The 15,990-nt window shown below is 43.8% G+C and carries 15 protein-coding genes; 9 read left to right on the forward strand and 6 right to left on the reverse strand.

Annotated features, from left to right (window positions below):
* Positions 1–91: 91 nt before the first annotated feature.
* Positions 92–514, forward strand: coding sequence for a FixH family protein (locus tag E6W40_RS09415; RefSeq protein ID WP_168928870.1), 423 nt, complete (start codon positions 92–94; stop codon positions 512–514).
* Positions 515–593: 79 nt separating this feature from the next.
* On the opposite strand, the gene E6W40_RS09420 is transcribed toward E6W40_RS09415, so the two are convergent.
* Complete coding sequence (locus E6W40_RS09420) at positions 594–1,517, reverse strand: LysR family transcriptional regulator (RefSeq protein WP_246072932.1); 924 nt, start codon at positions 1,515–1,517, stop codon at positions 594–596.
* Between the two features lie 104 nt (positions 1,518–1,621).
* Here E6W40_RS09420 and E6W40_RS09425 point away from each other — a divergent pair, with 104 nt between their 5' ends.
* Positions 1,622–2,257 carry a histidine phosphatase family protein gene (locus E6W40_RS09425; RefSeq protein ID WP_136605246.1) on the forward strand — a complete coding sequence of 212 codons (636 nt, stop codon included), beginning with the start codon at positions 1,622–1,624 and terminating at the stop codon, positions 2,255–2,257.
* A 155-nt stretch (positions 2,258–2,412) separates the two neighbouring features.
* Here E6W40_RS09425 and E6W40_RS09430 read toward each other — a convergent pair whose 3' ends face one another.
* Positions 2,413–3,303: a dihydrodipicolinate synthase family protein gene (locus E6W40_RS09430; RefSeq protein WP_136605247.1), complete on the reverse strand. Its 891-nt coding sequence runs from the start codon at positions 3,301–3,303 to the stop codon at positions 2,413–2,415.
* A gap of 226 nt (positions 3,304–3,529) precedes the next feature.
* Here E6W40_RS09430 and E6W40_RS09435 point away from each other — a divergent pair, with 226 nt between their 5' ends.
* The 7 genes from E6W40_RS09435 (at position 3,530) to E6W40_RS09465 (ending at position 10,295) form a co-directional block, all read left to right on the forward strand.
* Positions 3,530–5,038: an aminotransferase class I/II-fold pyridoxal phosphate-dependent enzyme gene (locus E6W40_RS09435; RefSeq protein ID WP_136605248.1), complete on the forward strand. Its 1,509-nt coding sequence runs from the start codon at positions 3,530–3,532 to the stop codon at positions 5,036–5,038.
* Positions 5,039–5,055: 17 nt separating this feature from the next.
* A complete protein-coding gene (locus E6W40_RS09440) occupies positions 5,056–5,970 on the forward strand; it encodes a COX15/CtaA family protein (RefSeq protein WP_136605249.1) in 915 nt (304 codons plus the stop codon).
* Between the two features lie 73 nt (positions 5,971–6,043).
* Complete coding sequence (cyoA, locus tag E6W40_RS09445; RefSeq protein ID WP_136605250.1) at positions 6,044–7,000, forward strand: ubiquinol oxidase subunit II; 957 nt, start codon at positions 6,044–6,046, stop codon at positions 6,998–7,000.
* Positions 7,001–7,021: 21 nt separating this feature from the next.
* Positions 7,022–9,007, forward strand: a complete 1,986-nt coding sequence (locus E6W40_RS09450; RefSeq protein WP_136605251.1) for a cbb3-type cytochrome c oxidase subunit I — start codon at positions 7,022–7,024, stop codon at positions 9,005–9,007.
* On the forward strand, positions 9,004–9,624 hold the full coding sequence (gene cyoC, locus E6W40_RS09455) for a cytochrome o ubiquinol oxidase subunit III (protein WP_136605252.1): 621 nt from the start codon (positions 9,004–9,006) through the stop codon (positions 9,622–9,624). Before E6W40_RS09450 ends, cyoC begins: the two co-directional genes overlap by 4 nt.
* A 1-nt stretch (position 9,625) precedes the next feature.
* A complete protein-coding gene (cyoD, locus tag E6W40_RS09460) occupies positions 9,626–9,952 on the forward strand; it encodes a cytochrome o ubiquinol oxidase subunit IV (RefSeq protein ID WP_136605253.1) in 327 nt (108 codons plus the stop codon).
* 139 nt (positions 9,953–10,091) lie between these two features.
* A complete protein-coding gene (locus tag E6W40_RS09465) occupies positions 10,092–10,295 on the forward strand; it encodes a hypothetical protein (protein ID WP_136605254.1) in 204 nt (67 codons plus the stop codon).
* A 91-nt stretch (positions 10,296–10,386) separates the two neighbouring features.
* On the opposite strand, the gene pdxR is transcribed toward E6W40_RS09465, so the two are convergent.
* The 4 genes from pdxR to E6W40_RS09485 form a co-directional block, all read right to left on the reverse strand.
* Positions 10,387–11,823, reverse strand: a complete 1,437-nt coding sequence (gene pdxR, locus E6W40_RS09470) for a MocR-like pyridoxine biosynthesis transcription factor PdxR (protein ID WP_136605255.1) — start codon at positions 11,821–11,823, stop codon at positions 10,387–10,389.
* 176 nt (positions 11,824–11,999) lie between these two features.
* On the reverse strand, positions 12,000–13,097 hold the full coding sequence (locus E6W40_RS09475; RefSeq protein WP_136605256.1) for a GerAB/ArcD/ProY family transporter: 1,098 nt from the start codon (positions 13,095–13,097) through the stop codon (positions 12,000–12,002).
* A gap of 279 nt (positions 13,098–13,376) precedes the next feature.
* Positions 13,377–14,522 carry a Ger(x)C family spore germination protein gene (locus E6W40_RS09480; RefSeq protein ID WP_136605257.1) on the reverse strand — a complete coding sequence of 382 codons (1,146 nt, stop codon included), beginning with the start codon at positions 14,520–14,522 and terminating at the stop codon, positions 13,377–13,379.
* On the reverse strand, positions 14,519–15,970 hold the full coding sequence (locus tag E6W40_RS09485) for a spore germination protein (RefSeq protein ID WP_136605258.1): 1,452 nt from the start codon (positions 15,968–15,970) through the stop codon (positions 14,519–14,521). Before E6W40_RS09485 ends, E6W40_RS09480 begins: the two co-directional genes overlap by 4 nt.
* Positions 15,971–15,990: the final 20 nt, after the last annotated feature.

A 15,990-nucleotide genomic window follows, 5' to 3' on the forward strand; every position in this document is an offset into this window, starting at 1 on the left:
TAGATTTTTTATATATGTATTAGAAATAATATATTATTTCTAAATGTCTTGTATCAGTATACTTAGGGTACATCAAGGGGGTGCTGATAGAATGAAGATGCTTAGCATGAAAAAAAGTCTTCTGTTGTTGGTTGGAGCATCAAGTCTAATCCTCTCAGCTGCTTGTTCAAAGGAAAGCGGGGGAGAGCTTAAGGAAGCTCAAAAGATCAACGTAGAAGTGAATACCGTCCAAACCGTGCTTGTACCCGGTCGTGCAATTCTCATAGATGCTCATTTGACCAATGGAAAGCAGCGAGTAAAAGATGCCAGCGAAGTTAGTTTTGAAATATGGGAAAAGAATAGCGTGAAACATGATACGATTACGGCAACTTCTTTGCAGGATGGTACTTACCGGATCAAAACGATGTTTCAAGAAGGCGGCGTATACTACGTAAAAGCCCATGTTGAGCATAAGGACACCAAGATTACGACAGCTGCACAAGAATTGATCGTTAATGAGGATGAATTCAGATAAATGACATTTTGGAGTGGGGGCCGCTATTCGGTGCCCACTTTTTTTTTCATTAAGTCATATTACTTTGGTACAAAATGGATTAATGTGAGACGTTCTCTTCTATAGTTTTATCCTTTTGCGCTATTAAAATAAAATCTCGGATAAATCCTTCCAGGGAATTTTTATCACGAGAACAAAGAACAATTTTATTCGTGAAACGGACTCCAATAACGTCCACCACAGCCAGTTCTCCGCGTTGGATATATTGGCTTGCGATTAGAGATGATACAAAACTCACCCCATACCCAGCGATAACGGCTTGTATCGTTTCATTAAGTCCATTAAATTGTAATTCGATCTTTGGTGCACTAACGTCATTTATTTTGCATAATTCAAAGAGTCTTTTTCTCGTAATACTTCCTTCTTCCCGCATAATAAATGGTTCTTTCATCATTTCTTCAATTGAAATTTGCTTGTTCGCATACTTATGACTTGGAGCAACCACAAACTTAAATTCATCTCTGTATAATTCAATACAATGAAGGGATTGGGTATTAGGATTCGTAATTTCACCATTACCAAAAATAGCGATATCTGCTTCGTAATTCATCAATCTATCGAGAGCATGTTGAGAATTCACTGTTGAAATTTCCACTTCGACTTCGGGATATTTTTGTTTGAATAACGAAGCCCATTTGGGGATCAGTACGCTTGTTGCAAGATAATTACCGGTGATCCGCAGTTTCCCTCTAGGATGATTATGGTAATCCTCGATCATAACCTCAATCTGGTCCGCTAAATTAAATAATTTCTCCGTGGGTTTAAACAGCTTTTGACCAAATGTCGTTAGTACCAGGTTCCTTCCCTTTTTTTCGAACAAAATCACATTATATTGTTTCTCGAAACTTCGGATTTGAGCTGAGATGGCAGGTTGACTGATATTCAGCCTTTTTGAAGCTTCCGTAACACTGCCAGTCAGTGCTACATGGTAAAACAACATCATGGCATGTAAATTAATGGACAAACGGCTCACCTTCTATACATTTTGTTGATATATAATATAAAACATATATTATTATTTTATACATTATCGTCTTATACTTCAATTATCCAAAAGGAGGAAGTATGATGACGAACACCAACATATATCTCGTTAGACATGGTCAAACCAAATGGAATGTGAAGGGAAAAATGCAGGGACATATGGATTCCCCACTAACCATTGAAGGGAAAGTACAGGCTGCCAGATTGAAGGAACGATTAAGACCGGTTCCATTTGACGCCATTTTTTCAAGTTCAAGCCTAAGAGCAGTCACAACAGCTCAAATTATCTCAGAAAGAAAGCCGGATGATATACATCAGCTTGAAGCATTGAAGGAAATCAACATGGGATTTTGGGAAGGGCAGCACATAGCGAGTATACAAAAGGAATGGACTCGGGAATTCGAGCATTTTTTTGAAAAACCTCATTTATATCGTCCTACAGGACAGGGAGAAACCTATGAGGAGTTGTTAGAGCGGGCGCTCCCTGCGATGGAAGGAATCATATCAAAATATAAGGGAGGGAGCATTCTGGTTGTCACTCACCGTATGACTCTAAAAACCATTTTGAACTACTATTCAGGAAATAGACTCGATGGTATGGGGAATATGCCTGATATTCCTCCAGCCAGTTTAAGTAAAATCACGATTCGGGACGCTCATCCAATTGTTGAGCTTTACGGGGACGCATCCCATTATGAAACACTGACAAAGGTGAGATGAAGATAAAAAATTCGATACTTCAGCACATGCTGAGAAAACGGAAGTATCAATGTGGTCTGCATAAAAAAACGTACAGGTTCCTAGAAGACAAATAGGATCTGTACGTTTTTTTTGTGCTTGATCAGCGAAGAAGAATTCTCATTGATTCATCACGATTATGAGTTAGTTACCTGCAGCAGTTGGGCACCTTTGTTCGCCGTCAAACTACTAATCGCTGTTATAGGCAGGCGAAGGCGATCGGAGCGGATATGTCCTCGCTGGGCAAGAAGCCACTTCAAGGGTGCGGGATTGGGTTCAGAGAACAGAAATTCAATAAGTGGAAGTAACTTGTCAAATGCCTGGTGTGATTCATCTATTTTACCGGCTTGAAATAACTCATAGACTTGTACAAACTGTTCACTATCCAAATTAGCACTGGCTAAAATACCTCCTTTTGCCGCGCAGCATAAGGAAGCAAAAAAGAGCTCATCTTCTCCGCATAGAATCGGTTTGGACATGACCCGTGCAAGCCTAAATACATGTCTTAAGTTGCCTGTACTTTCTTTTAAACCAATGATGTGATTCATTTCCATAATAGCTTGTATGGTCTCCAGCTCCATAGCCCCTACGGTGCAATTTGGGATATCAGATAAAATCAAAGGAAGTTCTGCTTCGGCTAATGCAAGGAAATGGTGGATCATGCCTTGCTGTGAAAGGTGATTGTTATTAGGCGTGACAACAAGCGCAGCATCCGCTCCAAGGGATTTGGCCTGGACTGTCCTTCTCAAGGTAACGGATATGTTATTAGAACCTGTACCCACAATTAAAGGAGGATTAACACCTGCAGTATCAAGTGTATGGCGAGCCGTCAGCACGAGGGTTTCAAATTCCCGGTCTTCTATCACTGGGAGCTCTCCGGTGGTTCCATTCACAATGATCCCATGAATTCCTTTGCTCAACAGACGGAGTATCAGGTCCTGCAGCGAAGCCATATCCAGGTTCCGTCTGCGATCATACGGTGTCACAACAGGTACGAAAACCCCTTTCAAAGCCTGTTCTGTTAGCATGTTATCAACTCCAATCTCCCCCAAATGTTGTGTGGCTAAATATATAGTCTTTCTCCTGAAAAGTAACCAACCAATTGAATAGTAGTTTAGTCAACCACTTTTGTCACAGAACCGGTTGGTATATGAAAATTCAGAATGGATGGTTACGTGCGAGATGATACCCGGTATATTCGGTGATGGAATCAACCACATCAATCATCACGCTCAATGAAAGGACAGATTCACCATGAATCATCACAACACCCCGTTGTTCACGGCACTACGTGAGCATGCAGCACGCGATCCATTGCAATTCCATATTCCAGGACACAAAAAAGGGGTTGGGATGGACCCGGAATTTCGAGATTTTGTTGGCAGCAATGCTTTCTCAATCGACCTCATTAATATCGTTCCACTTGATGATCTTCATCAACCAGCCGGGGTCATTCGTGACGCCGAATGTTTGGCGGCAGATGCTTTCGGAGCAGATTTCACATTGTTTTCGGTTCAAGGGACTACGGGAGCCATCATGACGATGATTATGTCGGTTTGTTCACCAGGAGAATCTATCATACTCCCGCGTAATGCCCATAAATCCATTATGTCCGCTGTGATTTTTGCGGGAGCGATTCCGGTGTGGGTGAACCCGGAAAGGGATGAACAGCTTGGCATTGACCATGGCGTAACGATAAGTTCGGTACAGAAAGCCATCGAACAGAACAAGGCTGTAAAAGCGGTTCTCCTTATCAATCCGACTTATTACGGCACCTGCGTTAATTTACGGGAAATGGTCGAATGTATTCATAGCTATAATATCCCGGTTTTGGTTGATGAAGCGCATGGAACCCTGCTTCACTATCATGAAAAGCTGCCGATGTCCGCGATGCAAGCAGGAGCTGATATGGCTGCAACCAGTGTCCATAAATTAGGGGGATCCATGACGCAAAGCTCGATTCTGAATGTACAAGGGAATAGGGTGGATATCAGAAGGATTCGTACATTCATGAGCATGCTTACGACAACTTCGACCTCATATCTGCTGCTGGCTTCTCTGGATGCCGCCAGAAGACAGCTTGCTCTCTATGGTCGAGAACTGGCAGAACAAACCATTCAATTGTCTAGGGAAGCCCGGCAGCAAATTAACGAGATTCCCGGAATGTATTGCTATGGAGATGAGATATGCCAAAAGAAGGGCGTGTTCCAATATGATCCGACCAAACTTTGCATTCATTTAGAGGCATTGAACATGACCGGATTCGATGCTGAGCAATGGTTGAGGTCGAATTATAACATCGAGGTTGAATTAAGTGATTTGAGCAATATTTTATGTCTAATCACGCTGGGGGATACAGAGGAGAATGTAGATACATTAATTGCGGCACTGCGTCATATGTCAGATGAATTTCTCTGTCTTAACAGATCCTATACTCGCCTTCCTGTTTCTGTCCCAGAGTCGATGTGTATTTCGTTCACACCAAGAGAAGCCTTCTATGCGCAGGCGGAAAGCGTGGAGCTCGAGCTATCCTGCGGAAGGGTGATCTCCGAATTTGTTTATGTTTATCCACCGGGAATTCCCATTCTGGTACCTGGACAAGTCATCAGTCCTGAAATTGTCGATTATATAAAAAGACATTTGGAGGTTGGATTGCCTGTAAAAGGGCCGGAGGATCCCACTAACCAAAAACTGAGAGTCGTAGCTGGTCCGACATCAAAAGAAGTAAGCTTTAACACTGCCGAATATATAGTTCGAGATTGACTGGAGGGGGGATGCAGATGATATCGACCAGTTATCGAATCTTGGCGTGGTCTTCATTCGTTGGCATGTTTTTTGTCCTTGTGGCCGGTGCCATCGTCACCCAAACGGGTTCAGGACGCGGCTGCGGAAGTGACTGGCCCTTGTGTAATGGAAGGTTTATTCCCGCTTACACGCTCGAGTCCTTGATCGAATATTCGCATCGGCTGATCACGGGCATCGTCGGATTGCTGGTGGTCTGCACTTTTTTCTCCACTTGGCCCTACCGCAAACCGTATCGCGAAGCATTTGTTTATGCGTCAGGAACACTCATCTTCACGATTATTCAGGCACTGATGGGTGCCGCAGCCGTGAAATGGACGCAGCAACCCGCAGTCATGGCACTACATTTCGGAATATCACTGCTTGCTGTTGCTGCTAGCATGCTTTTGGTTGTCTGGATTCACAGATTTAATAAACCAAGCAATCCATCCGTTCAATCCTCAACAGGCATATCATTGTTTGCTTGGTTCATTTGGTTGTTCTGCTATGGTGTCGTTTATTTAGGGGCTTTTATCCGGCATATGAAGGTAGAAGGCGGATGCAGTGGATGGCCTTTATGTAACGGGAGGGTGATTCCAGTATTAACCCATGCAACTGAGGTCGTTTTTGCCCATAGACTAGCTGCCATTTTTCTTCTCGTTCTTATGATTGCTTGGTTGATAATTATTCGCCGAATCGAAGCTCCAAGGGAGCGGGCTGCCTTTACGATGGCTGCTGTCTTTTCGCTCCTCTGTACGGTGGGGCAAATCCTGAGCGGCGCCTGGTTGACCTATGCATTCAGGAACGTAAACGAGATGTTTTTTGCGAGTCTTCTTCATAACACACTGGCAACGCTACTGTTCAGCTTGTTAACCGATACTGCCATTCGATCTTGGAAGTATCGTAAAAAGTAAGCAGCCATTTATCGTATTTGGGTGATCGTGACTGGCAGCTTTTTGAAGAATGAAGATATTAGGAGTGAGAAACATGAAGGTACCCAAAAAGTTGCGTTGGCTGGCAACATTATCCATGTTGATATTCATGCTATTGATATCCACCGGGTGTACAGAAAAAATCATTGTACTGAACCCCAAAGGTCCTATTGCTGAGCATCAGCGGGATTTGATGCTTATATCAACCGTGCTTTGCTGTATAGTCATTATTCCGGTTCTTATATTAACAGCCATCATTGTTTGGAGATACCGGGATAAAGCTGGTCGGAAAGCTAGCTATTCTCCCAATTGGGCTCATAGCACCAAGCTGGAATTAATATGGTGGGGAATACCCATCGCAATTATTGCAACGCTCGCTGTCATTACGGTTCGTTCTACATACGCCTTGGAGCCATCGAAACCGCTAAAAGCAAGCGTTAAACCGATAACGGTGCAAGTGACATCGTTGAACTGGAAATGGCTGTTTCAGTATCCGGAGCAGGGAATCGCTACAGTAAATGAGCTGAAGATTCCTCAAGGGGTACCCATCCGTTTTGAAATCACAGCAGATTCTCCAATGAATTCCTTTTGGATTCCGCAGCTTGGCGGTCAAATGTACGCAATGTCAGGCATGGCGATGACGCTGTATCTGCAAGCAGACGAACAAGGGAAGTTTTGGGGGTCAGGCGCTAATTTTACCGGAACCGATTTTGCGAAGATGTACTTTGACGTCGATTCTGTAGGGCAGGATCAATTTGACCAATGGGTAAGTAAAATCAAATCGGATTCGCCTGTGCTTACGTTAGATGGATACAAGCAATTGGTTGAACCTTCTACGCTACAGGCACGCTCTTATTCATCCTTTCCCGAAGGATTGTTTGAAATGACCGTGACCAAGTATGCATCATCCCATAATCATGGTATGTCCCACAAGGATATGCTGGACATGTCAACATCTGATGATCATGACAGTACTCACGGCGAAATGCCGGGCATGGATATGAGCCATTAGCTGTAGTAAAGGAGAATTGAAATGTTAGAACATATTAAAAGCTTCGCGTCAGGCTTTTTTGTAACAGGTGACCCAATGATCTATGGTGCCGATGTCAGTATTTTGCTGACGATCCTGGCTGTATTATTTACACTGACTTACTTCAAAAAATGGAGGTGGCTGTGGAAGGAGTGGCTTACCAGTGTAGATCACAAAAAAATCGGCATTATGTATATCCTATCGGCTTTTCTTATGCTGTTTCGTGGGGGAGTGGACGCACTTTTAATGCGAGCCCAGCTGGCTATGCCGAATTCTAATTTGCTGCAGCCAGATCATTATAACGAGATTTTCACGACTCATGGCGTCATCATGATCTTATTTATGGCCATGCCGTTTATGTTTGGCCTCTTTAATGTGATCGTACCTCTTCAAATCGGAGCGAGGGACGTAGCGTTTCCGTTTCTTAATTCGCTAAGCTTCTGGTTGTTTTTTGCCGGTGCCATGTTATTTAACCTGTCTTTTGTGATAGGAGGTTCGCCGGATGCCGGTTGGCTTGCCTACCCGCCTTATTCCGAATTGATGTACAATCCGGGCGTCGGGCAAGATTTTTATATATGGGGCATTCAGATATCCGGGATTGGCAGCTTGATGACCGGTATTAACTTTATTGCGACCATATTAAAAATGCGTGCGCCGGGTATAAAGCTGATGAAAATGCCACTGTTTCCGTGGTCTGTGTTATCCAGCTGCATCGCCATCATTTTCTCATTTCCAATCCTGACTGCTACCTTAGCACTGTTATTCCTGGATCGTTATGCGGGCGCACACTTCTTCACGCTTGATGGCGGCGGCAACCCCATGATGTATATCAATTTGATTTGGATGTGGGGACATCCTGAAGTGTATATCATCGTCTTACCAGCATTTGGAATATTTTCGGAAATTGTATCGACCTTTTCACGAAAAAAACTGTTTGGATATCATTCGATGGTATATGCCATGATGATCATCAGTATTTTGTCGTTCCTTGTGTGGGCGCATCACTTCTTTACCATGGGCTCGGGAGCAGATGTGAACTCATTTTTTGCTTTAACAACGATGCTGATCGCGATTCCGACAGGGGTGAAGGTCTTCAATTGGCTGTTCACCATGTTTCGTGGAAGGATCACGGTCAGAACACCGATGCTTTGGACGATAGGCTTTATTCCCTGCTTTATTGTAGGGGGACTGACTGGCGTGCTTTTATCGGTTGCGCCTGCCGATTTTCAATTCCATAACAGTTACTTCTTGATTGCGCATTTTCATCAGGTCATCATCGGTGGCGTTGTATTCGGATATTTTGCCGGACTCTATTATTGGTGGCCTAAGATGTTCGGCTTTACGCTGAATGAGCATATCGGCAAATGGGCTTTTTGGTTCTGGAATATCGGTTTTTATGTCTGTTTCATGCCGCAATATGTTCTCGGTTTAATGGGAATGACGCGGAGAGTTGTCTCGTACAGCTGGGATAAGGGCTGGTGGCCGTTGAACCTGGTTTCTACAATAGGTGCAGGCTTGATGGGTATCGCTTTTCTGTTTCAAGCTTGGCAGATTTTCCACGGTATTAAGCATTATCGCAAAAACCGGGATACGACAGGAGATCCATGGAACGGGCGTACACTGGAGTGGTCGATTCCTTCTCCGGCACCCCATTATAATTTTGCAGTTGTTCCACAAGTCTCTGAACTGGATGATTGGTGGGAAGAGAAGCAGCGAAGAGAACACAATCCATATGTTCCACCTGCTAAAGAAATCATAGAGCCGATTCATATGCCTAAAAATTCAGGTATACCGATCCTCATGGCGGGATTCTGGTTTATGGCCGGTTTTGGATTCGTGTTTCATTGGTTATGGCTTACGGTTCCGGGATTAGCCGGTGTTGCAATATGCATGCTTGCCCATTCATTTAACGATGACTCCGATTACTATATCCCAATAGAAGAAATCAAGGAAACGGAAGCAGCCATAAGGAAGGTGACCACTTCATGAAATCATCCAGCCTCAAGAATGTACAAAAGCATCATTCGGATAGACATCACAGTCATCCCGACATGGAAGAGATGCGTACGTTTGGTTTTTGGATTTACTTAATGACGGATATTATGATCTTCGGCACATTTTTTGCGACTTACATTGTTTTGCACAACAACACCAATGGCGGACCGGGTCCAGCGGATCTCTTCGAACTGAGCGGAGTGATCGTAAGTACATTTATTTTGCTGACAAGCAGTTATACCTGCGGATTGGCAGTCCTTGCATTAAATAAAGGGAAAAAACAGGCTTTAATCGGCTGGCTCGCCGTTACCGCCTTACTGGGTGCAGTATTCATAGGACTTGAGATCAACGAATTTGCTCATATGGTACATGAAGGAGCAACCATGAGCAGAAGCGCCTTCTTGTCCGCTTTTTATACTCTGGTGGGCACCCACGGTCTGCATGTGACGGTCGGACTTGTTTGGATGATCGCCTTGATGGTGCAGTTGTCTGTAAAAGGAATTACTCCAGTAACGAAGCGCAAGGTGAATATCATCAGCCTGTTTTGGCATTTTCTAGACGTCGTCTGGATTTTTGTATTCACGGTTGTGTATTTGATGGGGGTGAAATAAAGTGGCACATACAGATTCAACTCATTCGGTGGAGGACAACCATGGGTCACTCAAGTCATATACCATTGGTTTTCTGTGCTCGATCGTATTGACGATTATACCGATCGCGATTATTCTGGGAGGATGGTTAGAAGGAACGAGCAAGGCGGTAGCTTTGATGATGTTTGGCGTCTTGCAATTCATTGTTCAACTTTATTTCTTTATGCATCTTCGCGAGGAGAAGAAACCACGCTATAATCTGATTTCTCTTGTTCTTGGGCTTGTAATCCTGGTGGTGATCGTTGCTGGTTCCATGTGGATTATGTTGTACAATATGGTAGCGTTATGAGCCGTGGTGAACTCGTACCTCCATGTATAACCTGCTAAATTGGATGGTCCAAATTGATGAATAAATGGTTGGTGTCATGGGACGGACTATTCATTATAATGAGATCTGCTTGTAAAGGAGCTCATTTGGGAGGGGAAACATGCTCTGGTTGATGGTTCTTGCCGTGATCGTAATGATCGTCGGATTTATTGCAACGATGATGATTGGCGAGTCGAAGGAGAATAAAAAGGAAAACTCCAATTATTTTAAGTTCACAGGGAAAAAGTGGATGCACCTCAGTTGGATTTATGTCCTCTGCACTGTCATGCTTGCCATCATTATGATTGTTGTTTGGAAAAATTAGAATACGATACGATGAAATAAAAAACAACCGCTGAGTTCTCAAGACTCGGCGGTTGTTTTAGTTGTTGGCTTAGAGGTCGTTGTCTCTGAGGTTAACGGATAAGTTCTCGCAGCGCTTTCGCGAATCTTGCAATTCCAAGGCCTATTTCTTCTGCTTTCGCTCGTGCAAAAGTAAACCTGACGAAGCCCGAATCCGAGCCATATACACTGCCCGGTACGAAAACGACTCCTTGTTTAATGGCTTCATCCAACAGTTTAGAGTCATTGACTTCGGGAATCAGCTTGCACCACATGTGATGTCCGCCTTGCGGAATATTGAACTGAATCGAATCCGGTAGCTCTTGATTTAGTGCCTCCACAAGCAAATCCCGTTTGAAAAGAAGCTGCATTCGCAGTCGTTCCAAATGCGGGTCGAAGTATGACGATATTAAAAACTGTGCTGCCACTTGCTGCGGAATTACGCTTAGGCCGAAATCCATCTGCTGCCGGGCATCTGCCAGCCTCTCTACAATCGAATGCGGAGCGACCATCCATCCAATTCGCAAGCCGGAAGCTGCTATCTTCGAGAAGGAGCCGATATAAATAATGGAACCGATCGGATCCATTGATTTGAGCGGGGGTCGAGGGATTCCTTCATAATCTGTTAAGCTATAGGGATCATCTTCTACGATAGGGAGACCCAACTCGCTTGCGATTTCAAGCAATTGGTTCCTCCTTTGTTCACTGAGGAGCGTGCCCGTTGGATTTTGAAAATTAGGGTTTGTAAATATCATTTTAATTCGATGTTTTTTGTATAAGGAACGGATCTCCTCAGGACAGACCCCATCACGTTCGACAGGGAGACGGAAGAGACGAAGCCCTGCGGATTGAAACATGGGGAGTGAATAACTATATGAAGGATCCTCAATCGCAACAGCGTCCCCCGGAGATAGTAAACATTGAGTAATCAGATATAGCGATTGCTGAGATCCGGATGTAATCAATATAGATGATTCCGTTGTTTGGATCCCGCGATATTGATCCAGATATGCTACAAGTGCTTGTCTGAGAGGAACATAACCTTGAGGGTTAACATAACCCAGATAAGAAGGATATGGATGCTCGCTCATCAGCTTCGTGATTTCATCCATTGGTGCTAAATCCCCCGACAATTCCCCACTGGCAAAATCAATAAGCGATGAATTCTGATTCAGCGCTTCACGAATCCTACGCAAAAACGGCAAGTTTGGCAAAAAGCTCCCGCCTTCGGCATAGCGCTTCCAATTTGGTGTATGCTTGGGCGTAGCTTCCCATTTGGTATTGCTTACACGTGTTCCGCTGCCTGATCGACTTTCAATAATGCCCATCGATCGAAGCTCTGCGAACGCTAAAATGACAGTGCTTCGGTTTACTCCGAGTTGTTCAGCCAGCTTTCTTTCAGATGGAAGTAAACTGCCTGGCGGAAATTCACCGTAGGAGATTCTTTGTTCGATATGGTCTGCTATTTGTTCATAGAGTGGTTTTTTGTTTTGGCGGTCGGGCTTCCACATGATCTTTCACTTCCCTTGGTTGCAAAAATAATATAACAGTGATTTTCATCATATCACTAATTTTTAATGATATTGCTGCCGTTTTTATATGAACCATGACAAATGTTAATCGATTCCTTGAACATGGATGGTATGTATGGACATGAATTGGATGGTCTGACTTCCGCCTTCATCTGTCATCCTCTTAATTTCTTTCTGCCCAATCGCCCACGCAAGAAGGCTATCAGTACATAATACAGGGGAATACCATTGATCATCACCCAGAATGAAATGAAACCAAGTTCAGTCAGATCCTTCTGAAACAAAGTGGTATTTTTTGAGTATTGAAATGCCGCTACGGTTGCTGTTCCTGCCAGAAGGGTTATAAAAGGCTTGTTCTCCTTAAATTTCAGAAGATGGCCAAGGCATGTTACTCCTACGTAGATCAGAAAAGCATCATGAACAATCATGGATGTAGCCCACAATCCAATGAACAAGGGATCCGCATTGCCGATGAGCCCGGTGAAGGACGTACTTCGTATCAACTGAAGGACTGGGTATTTGAGTTGACTGGCGTAATGATTACCGAAATTAAGCAGTACAAGCAGCCATGTTAACAGGACGGCAAATATAACAAGCGAATTCGCTAATATTAGATTTCGCAGGGTATTTTTATCAAATTTTAGTTGCGGCATAATGAACAGGAATATGAACCATTCACCATTCCAGGATATCACGCTTATGACATCGGAAAAGACGTTATGGAAGTCATGATTGGTTACTAATGCCGGCAGCATCTGATAATTCGCATCTCCAGTGAATATCACTAAGATGAATATGATCCCTAGAAGAATAACGATAAATGTACCATCTGCAATATACACGAGTGTAGCAAATCCCCAACGGGCCGTGATCAAAATAACGATACCGACCAAAAGTAAAAGGAACCAAGCTGGAGTTTCTCTCATATAAGCGCTCCGATAAAACATAGTGAACTGTTCCATATCCACTGATACGTAATAGACACTCCAAAATACCAAAATGAGAAGAACTACCCGATGACCCCATTTGCCTGTGATTTTCTCTCCAAAAGCGGTCCAAGCTTGCCCCGAAGCCATTTTACCCAGTTGGTAAGTGCAGAGGATTAATCCGAAATTAATGGTTCCCCCGATGAGCACTGCGATCCATCCCAGATATCCAGATGTAACAATGAGTGGTGGAATCATAAAAGCCAGCGGCATCGTAAGCATATAGATACAAGCAAACCGAAAAATTTGAAAAGATGTCGTGCGCATGAATACACCATCCTTTAGAAATAGTTATCGTGCTCCTGTATCATATGGATCATATCCAACCAAACAGATAAATGATCAATCGGTTTGGAGAAGGCCACCAGGGAATGACATTAGCTGCCGTATTCCATGCAAGGAGAAGCGAAAAAAGCCACCAGAATGCTTTATTATGATTTGAAGATTTGTTTTTGATCTGTCTCCATTCGAAAACAGCAAATAGTGCAAAGCTAATGGCGATCATGATGGCACATCCTTTCTGGCAGAAGTAACAGCACTGATTTTCTAAGGCTGGTTAGTGATATTGATAACATCCACGTTTGCTTTGATTTGAACTTGATTTGAAGTTCTATAATATTCAGGCCAGTTCTCATGGACGCTTTTCCAATACCGGGGATATTTCCATTCCAGAAGTAGTCCCAACTTTAGTACATCGGATCCCGATTTCTTGGTCATGCGCAGTGCGGAATTCAGCTCACTTTCAATCTTCGAATTGAGTAGATTTGTTACGATATGGCTTACTTCCGTATCCTTTCGCTGCTTTGAATCTTGTTTATATATCATGTCTCCGGAGGTTTTGAGCTGTATCATAAATCTCGGACCTTGTTTCGTCATTCTCACGCTTTTTGTGAATTTGAAATTATCAAATAATACACTTGCGCGGCTTTCGCCGCCATCCCAAGTAACCGTATATGCTTGTCTTCCCAGCCGGCCTGCATTCCAAGCAATGGCTCTGGCCTCCTGGGATGGAAGAGTTCCTGTCAGCTTATCGCCCTGGTACAGAGCAGCCCCCTTAATTCCTGCCCATTTCTCAGATTTACCTTCACTAGGTATACGAGTAAAACCAATCGACATAAGATTCGTGGCAAAACCGACCTGTGAGTAGCGAGCTATCAGACATTCCTTCACCTTGGTACTGAAAAAGTTATGCTGTAAGCTCATTTTACGAAGAACCTCTGCCGGCATTTGTTCATAGAGTGGAGTTAATTCAGCTATATCCTTGGCCTTTCCCTCGGCTGTAGTCAGGAAAGAGCTGATATGGAAATTGGGCTCTTTTTCGATCCAGTCAAGTAAATCCCCGATTCCATCATTCGCAAAATCTTGGCCTACCATGATTTCACGGGTATGTCCAAAATTCAAACGCCTTGTAAGGTCTTTTTGTATTGTTCGCATGGTGTCCGGTATCGTAAGGTCAGATCGTGTAATCATGGCATAGGGTTTTCCGTTTGCGGCACCGCTCCCAGCCTGCTGACCGGCCATCATGCGGTTAGGTAAGGGACTGCTGATCGTCACCTCTACCGTGCCGGGCTTGTCACCTTTATCTACATAAATAGCGAGTACGAAGATTTGTTCATTCACTTCGACCTTGGACCAGCATCCGCTTTGGAGCAGTAAGAGGATAAATATGATAAGCCATTTCAAAGACTTCATTTCTGCTTTTGTCTCCTTGTATTTCGAGTAGCGTAAGCGCTTGGTCTGTTCTTCATGTCAGGGGAAGGGACACGAACAAATATATCTTTCCATTCCTTAAGCACTAATGGTGCAAAGGGCTGCATATAGGGTGTGCCAAACGTTTTGAGATTGACGAGATGTCCAAATACAATAAATGCTGCAATGAATACTCCGATGAGGCCTGTGGTTCCACCGATAATAAGAAGCGGAAACCGAAGCAGGCGCAGAGCAAGCCCAAGTTCAAAGTGAGGGATGATATAGGATGCAATCCCTGTGATAGAGACAACGATGACCATAGGAGAGGAAACGATGCCGGCCTGTACAGCAGCTTGTCCGATAACAATCGCTCCTATAATGGATATGGTTTGACCAACAGGCTTGGGAATACGGGTACCCGCTTCGCGGAGCCCCTCAAAGGTCAGTTCCATAATAAATGCTTCCGTCAATGCTGAAAATGGAATATTCTCACGTGCTGCAGTGATGGTCAGAAGTAAAGCAGTCGGAATCATATCTGTCTGGAAAGTCGTGATGGCCACATAAAGTGAGGGAAGCAGCATGGATATTAATGAGAAAAATATTCTTACGATTCGAATCCAACTGGCGGACATGTAGCTCTGATAATAATCCTCAGAGGATTGCATAAGAGAGAGTAAAGTGACGGGCACGAGAAGAGCAGACGGCGTCCCATCCTGCATGATTCCGATTCTTCCTTCCAGCAAAGAAGCTGCGACTGAGTCTGGGCGCTCTGTATATTGAAACTGGGGGAATGGCGTTCGATTCCCTTTCTTCATTTGTTCAGCGGTATAACTGATACCAAGAACCGCATCGATATCGATCTTGCGTATTTCCTCATCCAAATCCTTTACAATGTCCTGCTTACACAATCCTTCGATATACACGAGATAAATGATGGTCTTTGTGTATGTACCAACCTCATAACGGACGGTCTTGAGATCAGGATGTTTAATTTTATGTCTTAATAAAGAAAGATTTGTGTCGATATCCTCGATAAAAGCTTCCTGGGGACCGATGACAACGAGCTCATTTTGGGATTCTGAAACGGATCTTTTTTCGTATTTCACAAGATCGAACATGTAAATTTTATTCGCTTCATTCAGGCATAGCAGCACTTTACCCTGGACCAATTGATTGATTGCATCCTCAGGAGACTGAGCCAGCACGGAATGCAGCGGAAACAGACTGCCATTATCCAGCCTGCTTACAAAGTTCTCCTTATTTTGTTCTGCAGCCGCTTCTTGAACAAGAACATAGGCAATCCGTTCCTGCATTACAGGGACATTAATGATAGAGGCGATATAAATAAGCACAAATGAATGACCATGAATGAGGAAATTCTGATAATCAACATCTTCGTTTGCTGCGAGCTGCCCTTTAACTTGCTCGACCATTGTTATGTGCGTAGCCATCCACTTTCACGACTCCTGAC

It is taken from the genome of Paenibacillus dokdonensis (genome assembly GCF_004916975.1).
Lineage (GTDB): Bacteria > Bacillota > Bacilli > Paenibacillales > Paenibacillaceae > Paenibacillus_AQ > Paenibacillus_AQ dokdonensis.

Bases quoted from the DNA above. Each gene is read 5' to 3' on its own strand.
- E6W40_RS09465 (WP_136605254.1), top strand. From the start codon at position 10,092: ATGCTCTGGTTGATGGTTCTTGCCGTGATCGTAATGATCGTCGGATTT.
- cyoC (WP_136605252.1), top strand. From the start codon at position 9,004: ATGAAATCATCCAGCCTCAAGAATGTACAAAAGCATCATTCGGATAGA.
- E6W40_RS09440 (WP_136605249.1), top strand. From the start codon at position 5,056: ATGATATCGACCAGTTATCGAATCTTGGCGTGGTCTTCATTCGTTGGC.
- cyoA (WP_136605250.1), top strand. From the start codon at position 6,044: ATGAAGGTACCCAAAAAGTTGCGTTGGCTGGCAACATTATCCATGTTG.
- E6W40_RS09430 (WP_136605247.1), bottom strand. From the start codon at position 3,303: ATGCTAACAGAACAGGCTTTGAAAGGGGTTTTCGTACCTGTTGTGACA.
- E6W40_RS09450 (WP_136605251.1), top strand. From the start codon at position 7,022: ATGTTAGAACATATTAAAAGCTTCGCGTCAGGCTTTTTTGTAACAGGT.
- E6W40_RS09415 (WP_168928870.1), top strand. From the start codon at position 92: ATGAAGATGCTTAGCATGAAAAAAAGTCTTCTGTTGTTGGTTGGAGCA.
- E6W40_RS09485 (WP_136605258.1), bottom strand. From the start codon at position 15,970: ATGGCTACGCACATAACAATGGTCGAGCAAGTTAAAGGGCAGCTCGCA.
- pdxR (WP_136605255.1), bottom strand. From the start codon at position 11,823: ATGTGGAAGCCCGACCGCCAAAACAAAAAACCACTCTATGAACAAATA.
- E6W40_RS09475 (WP_136605256.1), bottom strand. From the start codon at position 13,097: ATGCGCACGACATCTTTTCAAATTTTTCGGTTTGCTTGTATCTATATG.
- E6W40_RS09435 (WP_136605248.1), top strand. From the start codon at position 3,530: ATGAATCATCACAACACCCCGTTGTTCACGGCACTACGTGAGCATGCA.
- E6W40_RS09480 (WP_136605257.1), bottom strand. From the start codon at position 14,522: ATGAAGTCTTTGAAATGGCTTATCATATTTATCCTCTTACTGCTCCAA.
- E6W40_RS09425 (WP_136605246.1), top strand. From the start codon at position 1,622: ATGACGAACACCAACATATATCTCGTTAGACATGGTCAAACCAAATGG.